Source organism: Streptomyces sp. NH27 (genome assembly GCF_056859195.1).
The window spans coordinates 1-11,446 of the sequence record NZ_JACEGK010000239.1 but is presented as its reverse complement, the minus strand read 5'-3'; the positions used below and the strand labels follow the sequence as shown (position 1 = coordinate 11,446).

Annotated in this window: 9 protein-coding genes and 1 pseudogene; 6 read left to right on the top strand and 4 right to left on the bottom strand. The window is 73.3% G+C overall.

The window, feature by feature from the left end; translation table 11 throughout:
- Positions 1–78: 78 nt before the first annotated feature.
- Positions 79–951, top strand: coding sequence for an aminoglycoside phosphotransferase family protein (locus AC13HU_RS20210; RefSeq protein WP_483043308.1), 873 nt, complete (start codon positions 79–81; stop codon positions 949–951).
- Between the two features lie 94 nt (positions 952–1,045).
- Here AC13HU_RS20210 and AC13HU_RS20205 read toward each other — a convergent pair whose 3' ends face one another.
- Positions 1,046–1,453 (bottom strand): RidA family protein, encoded by a 408-nt coding sequence (locus tag AC13HU_RS20205; RefSeq protein ID WP_483043306.1) that lies wholly within the window; start codon positions 1,451–1,453, stop codon positions 1,046–1,048.
- A gap of 264 nt (positions 1,454–1,717) precedes the next feature.
- On the opposite strand from AC13HU_RS20205, the gene AC13HU_RS20200 reads away from it, so the two are divergent.
- From AC13HU_RS20200 to AC13HU_RS20190, 3 genes are all read left to right on the top strand, one after another.
- Positions 1,718–2,608: a DUF3626 domain-containing protein gene (locus AC13HU_RS20200; protein ID WP_483043307.1), complete on the top strand. Its 891-nt coding sequence runs from the start codon at positions 1,718–1,720 to the stop codon at positions 2,606–2,608.
- Between the two features lie 99 nt (positions 2,609–2,707).
- On the top strand, positions 2,708–3,787 hold the full coding sequence (locus tag AC13HU_RS20195; RefSeq protein WP_483043305.1) for an NAD(P)/FAD-dependent oxidoreductase: 1,080 nt from the start codon (positions 2,708–2,710) through the stop codon (positions 3,785–3,787).
- A gap of 472 nt (positions 3,788–4,259) precedes the next feature.
- Positions 4,260–6,980 (top strand): hypothetical protein, encoded by a 2,721-nt coding sequence (locus AC13HU_RS20190; RefSeq protein ID WP_483043304.1) that lies wholly within the window; start codon positions 4,260–4,262, stop codon positions 6,978–6,980.
- A gap of 207 nt (positions 6,981–7,187) precedes the next feature.
- Here AC13HU_RS20190 and AC13HU_RS20185 read toward each other — a convergent pair whose 3' ends face one another.
- Together AC13HU_RS20185 and AC13HU_RS20180 are read right to left on the bottom strand one after the other, a co-directional pair.
- Positions 7,188–7,724 (bottom strand): hypothetical protein, encoded by a 537-nt coding sequence (locus AC13HU_RS20185; protein ID WP_483043303.1) that lies wholly within the window; start codon positions 7,722–7,724, stop codon positions 7,188–7,190.
- A gap of 571 nt (positions 7,725–8,295) precedes the next feature.
- Positions 8,296–9,831 carry an MFS transporter gene (locus AC13HU_RS20180; protein ID WP_483043302.1) on the bottom strand — a complete coding sequence of 512 codons (1,536 nt, stop codon included), beginning with the start codon at positions 9,829–9,831 and terminating at the stop codon, positions 8,296–8,298.
- Positions 9,832–9,917: 86 nt separating this feature from the next.
- Between AC13HU_RS20180 and AC13HU_RS20175 the strand changes: the two genes are divergently transcribed.
- Together AC13HU_RS20175 and AC13HU_RS20170 are read left to right on the top strand one after the other, a co-directional pair.
- Positions 9,918–10,538, top strand: a complete 621-nt coding sequence (locus AC13HU_RS20175; protein WP_483043301.1) for a TetR/AcrR family transcriptional regulator — start codon at positions 9,918–9,920, stop codon at positions 10,536–10,538.
- A gap of 162 nt (positions 10,539–10,700) precedes the next feature.
- Positions 10,701–11,231 (top strand): hypothetical protein, encoded by a 531-nt coding sequence (locus tag AC13HU_RS20170; protein ID WP_483043300.1) that lies wholly within the window; start codon positions 10,701–10,703, stop codon positions 11,229–11,231.
- A gap of 127 nt (positions 11,232–11,358) precedes the next feature.
- Here the strand turns inward: AC13HU_RS20170 and AC13HU_RS20165 are convergent.
- Positions 11,359–11,446: pseudogene (locus tag AC13HU_RS20165) on the bottom strand (oxidoreductase); the annotation flags it as partial.

The window sequence follows — 11,446 nt, the reverse complement described above, 5'->3', positions numbered from 1 at the left end:
GGCGCCCGGCCCGGCGGTGACGGGTCCGGCGGTGACGGGTCCGGCGGTGACGCGCCGGGCGCCGACGGGCGGGCCGGGATCGACGCGGCGCTGGTGCGGCGGCTGATCGCCGCGCAGTTCCCGCAGTGGGCCGGGCTGCCGGTGACCCCGGTGCCCGTCGACGGCTGGGACAACCGGACCTACCGCCTCGGCGACACGATGACGGTGCGGCTGCCGACCGCCGAGGGCTACGTGCCCGCGGTGGACAAGGAGAACCGCTGGCTGCCGGTCCTCGCGCCGAAGTTGCCGCTTCCGGTGCCGCCCCTGCTCGCGACGGGTGAACCGGGCTGCGGCTACCCGTACCCGTGGTCGGTGCGCGGCTGGCTTGAGGGCCGGCCCGCGCGGCCGGAGCGGATCGGCGACATGACCGCGTTCGCCGTCTCGCTGGCCGGATTCCTCCGCGCCCTCCAGCAGGCCGACACCACCGGGGGCCCCGCGGCCGGAGCGCACAGCGCCCACCGCGGCGCGCCGCCGGCGTACTACGACGACGAGACGCGGCGGGCGCTGGCCGCGCTGCGCGGCCGGGTGGACACCGAGCGGGCCGAACGGCTGTGGGACGAGGCGCTGACCAGCCAGTGGCAGCGGCCGCCGGTGTGGTTCCACGGCGACATCGCCCACGGCAACCTGCTGGTCAGGGACGGCCGGCTGGCCGCGGTCATCGACTTCGGCACCTGCGGGGTCGGCGATCCGGCGTGCGACCTCGTCATCGCGTGGACGATGTTCGGCGGCCGCAGCAGGGCGGCGTTCCGCGCGGCGGTCGGCCACGACCGCGACACCTGGGCCAGGGCCCGGGGCTGGCTGGTGTGGAAGTCCCTGATCAGCATCGCGGAGCACCACGACAGCAATCCCGCGCTGGCCGCCGAGCACCGCCGCTCCCTGGACGAGGTACTCGCCGACCGCGAGGACGGGTAGACCGCGGACCGCGTGAGGGCCTGGGCACGCGCGGCGTGGCGCATGCACCAGGCCCGGACCTGGCTGTTCATCCGGTGAACGTACCGCCCGCCGGTCAGGACAGCGCCGCGGTCAGATCGACCTCGACCAGTTGTCCGGTGAAGCCGAGCCGGCTGACGCCGAGCAGCGTGCTCGCGGTGGTGAACGCCGGGCCGATGGCCGAGGCGGTGAGGCGGCGCCAGGCGCCGCCGAGGACGTCGGTCGCGTCGGTGCACACGTAGATGACGGAGCGGACGACGTCCGCCGGTTCCGCGCCGACGGCCGCCAGGGCGGCCAGCGCGTTCGCGGCGACCTGGTCGATCTGGGCGTCGAGCGACCCCGGGCCGACCAGCGAACCGTCGCGGTCGAGCGGGCACTGCCCGGCGAGGTATGCGGTACGGCCGGCCTCGACGACGGTGATGTGGTGGTAGCCGGGGGTCGGGTGGAGCTGGTCGGGGTTGACGCGGGTGATCTTCGAACTCATGGCGCCGAGTCTGGCGAACGCGGCCGCCGGGCGCACCTGGTTTGGCGATGCCCGGCCCGGCTCGTCGGCGGGTACGGCCGCAGATGCGTCGGGGGCCGGGCGTCAGGGCGTGGGCTGCCGCCGCCGTAAGCCGCCGCAAGTTGTCGTAATCCGCCGTAAGTTGCCGGATGCCACCCGGACGCCGTCCGGAGCCGTCGGAAGCCCCCGCCGGCCGGACAATTCCCTTGCGTGCGGCGGCCGGCCCGGCAGACTACGGGGGTGACGATCAGGGACCTGCCGCCCACACCCGCACAGCGGGCGCTACGGCACGTCGAGGCCCGCTCCACCGGCGCCCCGGTCGACCCGCGGCTGCGGGTGACGCTCAACTTCCACCCGGACCGGGCGCACGGCGGCCTGCCGATCCTGGCCCGGCTGGCCGCCGACGGCGTGTACCGCTCGCAGTTCGTGACCGGCACCGGCAACGGCGGCCTGACGGCGTATCCGGGCGGCGACCGGTGGCGCTGGGAGAGCCGGATCTTCGGCGGGGCCTACGACGACGCGCCGCCCGAACAGCGGCCGGTGTACGGCGCGCTCGACTTCCGCCGCCGCTCCACCGGCGGGGCGCCGCGGTTCGGCTCGGCGCACTTCCGGCTGACCGCCGGCGCCGTCGCACGGACCACGGTCTGCTACCCGGACAGCTTCTGCGAGCCCTCCGACTTCGGCGTCGCGAGCCGGATGGCGCTGATCGCGCTGGCCGCGGCGGACGGCAAGGACGCCCTCGACGACTACGTCGAAGCCCAGGTGCACGGTCCGGTCCTGCTGGAGCGGGATGTCGAGGCCCTCGTGCTCGACTTCTGCTACCGGGGTACCGCGGTCGAGCAGCAGGCCCGCGCGCTGCCGTGCCGGCTGGAGTGGCACGCCGGATTCCGGCTCACCGTGGCGGAGTTGCGGCGCCATCCCGGCTATCGGGGGCCGCGGTTCGTGGAGTTGGGCGCGCGGATCGCGGTCGACGGTCGGCTCGATCCGGCGGTCCTCGCGGCGGCGGCCGCCGGCGGCGAGCACGACCCGCGGGACCTGAAGAAGGTGTGGCACTACCTGGCCCGTTTCGGGGCGCCCGCGACGCAGGAGGCCGCGCCGCAGAGCACTCGTGACGCGTCCGGCGTGGGCTCGTCGTAGCGCCGGCACCCGGCCTCGCGGCGGGACGCGCAGGTCTGCCGTTTGCCGAAACGGCACACAGCTTTGCCCATACCGCGGGCCCGGCCGCAGGGTGGGGGCATGAGCGAACGAGAGATGACACGTGTGGACGGTACGACCTGGGACGTCGTGGTGATCGGGGGTGGGGCGGCCGGTCTGTCGGCCGCGCTGAACCTGGCCAGGGTGCGCCGGTCGGTGCTGGTGATCGACGCGGGCGAGCCGCGCAACGCCCCGGCGGAACGCGTGGGCGTGCACGGCCTGCTCGGGCGCGAGGGGATCTCCCCGCTGGACTTGCTGCGACTCGGCCGCGAGGAGGTCGCCTCGTACGGCGGCCGGGTCGTCGCGGGCCGCGTCACCCGGGTCGAACACGACGGCGCCGGCCTCCGCGTGAGCACGCAGGACGCGCAGGAGGTACGGGCGCGGCGGCTGCTGGTCGCCACGGGCCTGGTCGACGAACTGCCGGACGTACCGGGGCTGTCCGAGCGGTGGGGCCGCGATGTCCATCACTGCGTGTACTGCCACGGTTGGGAGGTCCGCGACACGTCGATCGGCGTGCTCGGCAGCTTCCACCAGGCCCTGATGTTCCGTCAGATGTCCGATGACGTCACCCTGTTCCGGCACACCGGCACCGAACTGACCGAACAGCAGTGGGAGCAACTGGCCGCGCTGGGCGTCGCGGTGGTCGACGAGCCGGTGACCGGTCTACGGATCGACGACGAGGATCGTCTCGCCGGGGTGCTGCTCGCGTCCGGAGTGGTGGTGCCGGTCCGCCACCTGGCAGTCGCCCCCTACTTCGTCGCGCGCGCCGGCTTCCTCGACGGCCTGGGCCTGCCGCTGCGGGACCATCCCAGGGGCGTGGGCGAGCAACTCGCCGTGGACGAGGCCGGGTTCACCGGAGTCGCGGGCATCTGGGCGGCGGGGAACGTCAGCGACGTGATCGCGGGCGTTCCGGCTGCCGCCGCCGCGGGAGTGGGCGCGGCGGCCGCGATCAACATGGATCTGCTGACGGCCGACGCCGAGCACGCCGCGGCCCTCCGAAGCGGCACGTCGCAACCCGCCCCGCACGGCGCCGTGTTCGGCCCGGCCATGGAAGCGGAGGTCTCCCGCCGCGCCCTGGGCACCCGAGTCCACGGCCTCGACTCCCCCGCGGCGGAGGGCTGAGGGAGCCGGCGGGCGTGTCAACGGGGCACGCGACGGCCGGCGTTCACGTCGTGGAGCCGCGGGCGCCGGCCTCCGCCGTTGCCGGATGGGCTCGGCCGTGCCAGGCGCTGCGGCGACGACGCACGGAGCCGCGTCACTGGGCCACTCCGCCGCGCCCGGCGGCATGCCTGCCCCGTCGGGCGGCCGGTGCGGATGTGGCCCAACTAACGCTCTGGTAGGGGACGTCGGGTGGTTGCGGCCGGTGTGGCCCCGGTCTCGGCGGGAAGTCATACAGCTGCGTTACTGTGCGGAATCACGCGATGATCGCGTTCTTGGGTACATATCGGCGAGCAGGATGCGGTGACGGTTGGTGCGACGGTGGATCGGCACGCGTCCGCGCCGCGGGGCGGACGGGGGACGGCGGGACCCGGCCGGTGCCGAGGCGGCGGGCGAGGTGGGGGGAGCCGGGCCCGGCTCCGGCACGGTGGACGCGGTGGACCCGGACAGAATCCACGTCGAGGAGATCGACGGCGTCCATGTGGTGCGTACGGTGGGCGAGCCTGCCCCCGACCCGATGTCGATCGCCGAACTCGGCTACGCCATGGCCACGCAGGACTCCACGACGGTCACCGTCGTGGTGGGCACCGAGAGCGAACGGGCCTGGGCGGGCCTGGCGGAGGTGCTCGACAGCCAGCGGCCCGGCTCCTTCCGCGAGGTGCTGCTGGTGCTGTCGCACGCTGCCACCGCCCGCGGGGACCGGCCCGCCATGGCACGCCGGATCGTCGAACGCTGGGGCATACGGGTGGTCGCGCCGGACGGGGCGGCCCTGCTGGTGCCGGGCGGCTCGCTGTTCGTGCCGCGGCCCCCGGAGGACACCGAGGGCGGGGACGGGACCGGCCGGGACCGCGGCTGGTGGCGGTTCTCGCCGGAGGGTGAACCCGATTTGCTGGGACGGCAGTTGCCGGCGCCCTCGTGGCAGGCGGACCTGGACCGGCTGTCGGGGACCGCGACCGGGGAGACCGCGGTGCACCGGATTCCGGCAGGGGTGGCGCTGCGCCCGCTGGACGCGCCGGCACCGCTGCCCGGCGAACTGGCGTTCGCCGTACCCGTCGGCCCGGACCGGCCGGTGGTGCTGGTGGGCGGGCCCGGCGACGAGGTCGAGCTGACCCCGCACGACGTCGTCGATGCCCTGGCGCTGCTGCCGCCGCCGATACGGCTGGCGGTCCGGCTCGCGCCGGGCGGCAACAGCGACCTGCTCGCGGCCGGGCAACTGGCCGCGGACACCTTCGGCATCGAGGTGGAGGTGCTGACCGGCTCGCCGCTGATGACCGACGGCCTGACGCCCGACGGCGACACGCACCAGGTGCGCACCGTGCTGATCGGGCGGGACGGGACACCGGCGTGGCGCCCCTTCGTCGAGGCGGTCGTGTGCCGTCCGCGCGGCGACGGCCCGGCCGTACCGCCCCTGCTGCTGCGCTGGCAGCCCCCGCTGCGGGGCGTCGGTTCGGCCCGGACCGGGGTGCTGCGGCTCTCCGACTCCTGGCAGGTCGCGGTGACCAGGGCCGGGCTGCGGGTCACCCGGGTGAGCGGCACGCCGACCGCACTCGCCGAGCGCCCGGTGGACGCCGAGGCGCCCGCGATCGAGCTGGGCACACCGGGCCAACCGCTCGGGACCTCGGCGTTGCCCGCCCTCCGCACGTTGCTCGCCGCGCTCAGCCCGGCGGTACGGCAACGCGCGGTGCTCCACCTCTACGGCGACTGCGGCACCGAGCAGGCACGCGAGTTGAGCCGGGTGCTGTCCGAACACGGCGTCAGGCGGCTGCGGACCAAGCCGCCCCGGCCCGCCGCGCGCCGACCGGCTCCCCCACTGTCTCCCCGGCCGCTCCCGGCCGGACCGACTCCCGATCCGCCGGGGCAGCGGCCCGGCCCGAGGCTTCCCGCCCGGCCCGCGCCGCCACGGCCCCCGGGTGCCCAACAGGCGGCGCCGACACCGGCTCCGGCACGCCCCCATGTCTCGGCACCGGGCACCACTCAGGTGAACGGCGCCGCACCGGCGCCCGCGCCCCCCGGGCCACGCCGCCCACAGGTCTCCGGCGAGCCACCGGACACCGCCCGGTATCCGGCTCCGCCGGCCCCGTCCCGTCCCCCGCCCGACGCGCGAAGTGCCGTGCGCCCGGTCGCCGCGCCGTCCGCAACGCCCCCGGCCCACGGTGACGGCGCCGCGCCCCGGCCCGTACCGGGGCAGCCACCGACGGGTGCTGCGCCCCCGGAGTCCGTGCCGTCGGAGTCCGTAACGCCGGCCGCCGCACCGCCGAAGTCCACACCACCGACCGCCACACCGCTGGCCGCCGCACCGCCGAAGTCCGCACCGCCGACCGCCGCACCGTCGGCTCCGGCTCCCCCGGCGGCCGCACCGCCCGCCGTGCGCTGGCCGGTGCTGATGCCGTTGTTCGGCCTGGGGTACCGCAGTTCCGCGGCCGAGCGAGAGGCGTTCCGGGCACTGGTGCCGGACGACACGTGGCGCAAGCAGGAGGAAGCCGTCGAGCGGATGCTGGCCCGGTCGGTCACGGAGGAGATGGGCGAGTGGGCGCCCAATCCCGTCGACGCGCTGGCCGTTCACCTGTACCTCACCACGTCGGACGGCCCGCTCGGCCACCGTGCGCTCGGCGCCGCCGTGCGCGCGGGCGACCCGCGCCTACTGCCGTACGCCGCGTGCCTCGCGTCGGGTCTGGGCCGCATCATGCCGTACCGGGGTCCCGTGTTCAGGAGCGGTGACGCGCTGGTGCCCGAGCGTACCGTCCCCGGCCGACTGCTGCGCTCCCCCGGCCCGGTCAGCGCGTTGACCGCGAACCTGCGCGGGCCCGCGGCGACCACCCGGTACGCCCTCTGGTCCGAGAACGGGCGACGGGCCCGCCTGCAACGCGGCGGCGCGCAGCCCCGCACCGACAGCGGCGCGGAGGCCGCGGACGAGGTCGTCTTCTCGCCGGGCACCCCCTTCCGGGTGCTGGGGGTGCGCGAGGTGCGCGGATCGGCCGTGGTGCTGCTGCGGGACATATCGACCGGCGCGAGCGCGGGCACGGGCGGAGCGGCCGAACAGGACCGGGCCGCGCTGCTCGCCCTGACCGAGGCGTTGGAGGAGGGTGTGCCGTCCGGCAGCAGGGGCCGGGTCCGGCGCTGGCCGGTGCGCTGTTCGGGCCCGGCGGGCTGGGAATGACGCCGAACGGCCGCTGAACCGAGTGCCGTTCGGCGGTAGGACGGTTCAGCGACACAAGGGGGGGCGGCGGCACAGAGGTTCGGCGACTCCCGGGCCCGCCACCGGTTCAGCGGACCAGCGCCTCAGCTACAGCGACACGGACGTCAACCGCCTTCTGGCGCCGGCCCACGGTGCCGGACTCAGGTGCTCGCCTGGCGCGGCTGCCCGTCAATCCATGTCCACGCTGGTCAGCGCGTCACTGATGAGGCGGGTGGCGAACTCGCGGTCGTCGGTGAGGTGGTTGATGCGCTCCGCGAGGAGGAAGGCGGTGGCTTCCAGGGGCGTCATCTCGTTCTTCGTCCAGTAGCCGTACTGCTTGCGCCACAGGCCGGGGCCCAGACCGGTGGCCGCGGCGATCACCAGGCCGGCCATGGTGGGGATGGTCTCAGGGCGAATGCTCTTGGGCATCATGCGCATCGTGCCCACGAGGTCGGGCACCACGCACTCGATGACGTCCTTCCCGTGGTCGTCGTATGCGGCCCGCAGCCACCGCATGAACATGTAGATGAGCGTGCAGGCGCCGTCCAGCACGTCATCGGCTTCCTTGGGGCTCATCGACGCGGTGAACTGGTCGATCAGAACCCGCTGTTCAGGGTCGATCCCGATGTTCTCGGCGTAGACGGCTTTGAGCCGGGAGTCGATCATCATAAGGGCCGTGCCCACATCTCCCGCGGGGGCGTACTGGGGGTCGCAGGGCGATGACACAGGATTCCTCCTCAACTCACCGCGAATAAAGCGGCGTTTCCGTACGATGACCCGTTGCTCGGCCAGCGTTTACGAGAAAACCCTAGATCGATGGCACCCACTCGAACGGTCCTGTTCCGCTGCCTCTCCACACAGACAGATTCGTGTACGTCCGGTGCGAGGCAGGAGATTGCCGTGGTGGCCGTCCAGTGCGCCGGGATGGTCGTCGCCGGCACCGACGATCTGCTCGTCGTGGCACGGTGACCGACCGTCGGCTGCGGGACCGGTCCTGCCCGGCAGTAGGGCCGCCCCGCCCCGCTGTTCACATCGACGACCGAAGCAGTCTGCGGTCTCGCCCCGCGCTCGGGCCCCCGGCCTGGAATCCGGCGATTCGGCCGCGAGCAGCCACTCGACCGGCGGCCACCCATCGAGCGGACCTCTCAACAGCCGTCAGCGCAGCGCCTGAGCGCGTGTCCGAGGTCGTTTCGGTGGGCTTGGCGTAGGGGCTTCCGGGCGGTGCGGGCGGTGCCGGCCGAGGGGGCGCCGTCATCGCGTCGACGGCGCCCCCGTGCGGTCCGTGCGGGCGTGGCGGTCAGCCGCGCCCGGGGGTCGGCTCGCTCACGTCGATCGAGGAGGACGCGAACTCACCGGCGAGGCTGAGCGCCTCCTCCTCGCGTTCCTCGACGACCGTGAGCCGGCTGCCGGTCGTACGCGGGATGCCGAACAGGGCCAGCAGCGCGGCGAGCAGGAAGAACAGCCCGCCCAGACCGAACGTCCAGACGAAGGCGCTCTCGGTCGGAAGTGTGACCGGACCGGTGGGCAGCCGGTGGGTGGCGACCTGGCTCGCCAGGATCGTGACGACGAGCGCGCTGCCGACGGCGCCGCCCACCGTGCGCATGATGGAGTTGATCGAGTTGGCCACCCCGGTCTCGTGCGGGCCGACGTTCATGACCAGGAGCGTCGGCATCGACGAGTACGCGATGGAGATGGCCGCGTTGCAGATGATGATTCCGACGATGACCTCGGCGGTCGTGCCGTGGAGCACTGCCAGGAGTGCCATGCCGACGAGACCGACGACACAGGCCAGCAGCAGGACCAGCCGCGGGCCTATTCGGGCGACGAGCCGGCCGGCCAGCGGTCCGGTGAACATCGAGACGATCGCACCGGGGAGCATGAAGACGACGCTGGTGCGCAGAATCGACGCGGTGAAGCCGTAGCCGGCGACCGTGTTCGGAGTCTCGACGAAGTACGTCACGCCGAGGAAGACGCTGAACATCGCGAAGCCGATGCACAGCGCGGCCAGGTTGGTCGCGAATACGGGGCGCCGGACCAGCAGGTCGAACGTGACGAGGGGTTCGCGCGTTCGGCGTTGCAGGACGATGAAGCCGGCCAGGACCACGACCGCGGCGACCAACAGCCCGACGACCTTGACCGAGCCCCACCCCCACGTGTGCCCCTGGGACAGCGGCAGGAGCAGGCAGACCAGCCCGACGCCCAGGACGACCGCTCCCCGGTAGTCGACCCGACCGCCCTGGCCGGACAGCCGCGGAATCGCGATCACGGACAGCGCGAGCACCACCACGGTCATGCCGACGCAGAGCCAGAAGATCCGCCGGTAGTCGGCGCCGCCCTGCGTCAGCAGGCCGGTCGCGACGAGCGCGATTCCGCTGCCGACGCCCAGTGCCGAGGCGGTGATCGCCATCGCGCCGGTGAGCTTCTCCCTCGGCAGCGCCTGGCGCAGGACGCTGATCGCGAGGGGGAAGAGCCCGAAGCTGGCGCCCTGCAGGACACGCCCGGCGATCAGCAGTTCGATGCTGTGCGTGACGGCGGCCAGGAGGCTGCCGGCCAGCGTCACGACCAGTGCCGCGATGACCACCCGCCGGTGTCCGAAGACGTCGCCGATCCGGCCCAGCAGGGGCGTCACGGCGGAGGCGGTGAGCATGGTCGAGGTCGTGACCCAGCCGACGGCGGTGGCCGATGCGCCCAGCTGCGTACCGATTTCCGGCAGCACCGGGACCACGAGGGTCTGGATCATGGAGAGGAGGAAGACCGCCGCCGCCATGGTCACCACGACAAGGCGCGCCGAGACCACCGGCTTGGCCCCGGTCGATGTTCGTTCATCAGGCATGGGTGAACCATAGCCGCCAAACTCGACACCTGTCGATTATTGCCGACGGCCGTCGATAAGTAGTGGCAGGGCGCTAGGGTGGGGCAATGGCATCAGACACCGGTAGCCGCCCGGTCAGGCGGCGCGGCCGACCGAGCAAGGGCGAGTTGCGCGAGGAGCAGATTCTCGACGCGACGCGGCGCCTCGTCACCGAGCGTCCGATGGCCGACATCACCATCGACGACATCACCGCCGCGGCCGGAATCTCCCGGACCAGCTTCTACTTCTACTTCCCGACCAAGCAGGCCGTGCTCGCCGCGCTGATGGAGCAGGTGTGGGAACGCTTCGGCCAGACCCACGGGTGGTTCGCCAGCAGCGGTCCGAGCCCGGCGGAGCTCCGCGACCAGCTGCTGCGGGTGGCCGAGATGTGGCAGGAGAACAGCGGGGTCCTCGCCTGCACGATGCCCGGCGGGTTCGCCGCCGGCTACGCGCCGCTGGAGGAGTTCGTGGGCCGCGCGAAGCAGCGGTTCGTGGACGGCGTCGCGGAGAAGATCCGGCGGGACCGGGCCGCCGGCCTCGCCCCCGAGAACGGCGACGCCGCCACGCTCGCGCGCATGGTGGCGGTCGTCCGCGACCAGAGGATCTCGGAGATCGTCGACCTGCCGACGGACGAACGGGAACGCGCCGTGGACGACCTGGCCGCGGTCATCCTCCGGATGATCTACTGACCCGCCGACGACAGCGACGCGACACCGGCACCATGTCATGCCAGGACCGACGGCCCGCGAACCCACCGCGAACAGACCATCGAGTCACGCACCCGGCGTGAGGTCGGCGATCCGCGCCGACGGCGGCAGTGGCAGTGGCAGTGGCAGTGGCATGATCCGGCCATGGATCAACTCCCGTACTCGTCTGCGTGGTTGTCACAGTGGCGTGACGAGATCATGGATGCGGTAGGCACCATGACCCTGACGTTCGAGGAGACCTACGGCTACACGCCGGGTACGAACGAGGTCCGGGTCGCCGGTGCGGAGGATCTCCTTGCTGCCGGCGACTACGGCCGGGAAATGCTGGGCTTTCCGGAAATGCGGACGTTCTACCAGTCGTTCGGGGAGGTGGCGCTTCCGGACGTGGGCAACGGCTATTTCGTCCACTCGGCGCGCCACGTCCTCGACACGCTCGCGGAGGAAGGCCCCGTCTTCATCCCCTTGGCCGACGACCCCCACGGGATGGTGATCGCTTCGAACGGCGGGGGAATCCGCTACGTCGCCGACTGGGGCGGCGCGATCCACCGTTCCCGCACCGCCTCCGTGGACGACGGGGAGTTCGACCACATCGCCGACGACCTGCCGGAGTTCCTCGACCGTATCCGCAGCTGCGTCGTCCGCTTCGCGGCGACGGCCGCAGTCGGCGACCTGTAGCCACCACCGCCGACCGCGAACCGTCGGTCCGTGTCGCTCCGGTTCCGCCCCCTTGAGTAGCAACCCTGCCGCGGCCGAGGCGGCGACCGTCGGGCGGTGGGGGTGGCGCTCATGGGGTGAGGGGGTGTCAGGCTTGGCGGCTGGGGAACATGGACAGGGCCTGGGAGCGCTGGGCGACGAGGTCGTCGTAGGTGCCGTCGCGCTCGGCCCAGCGG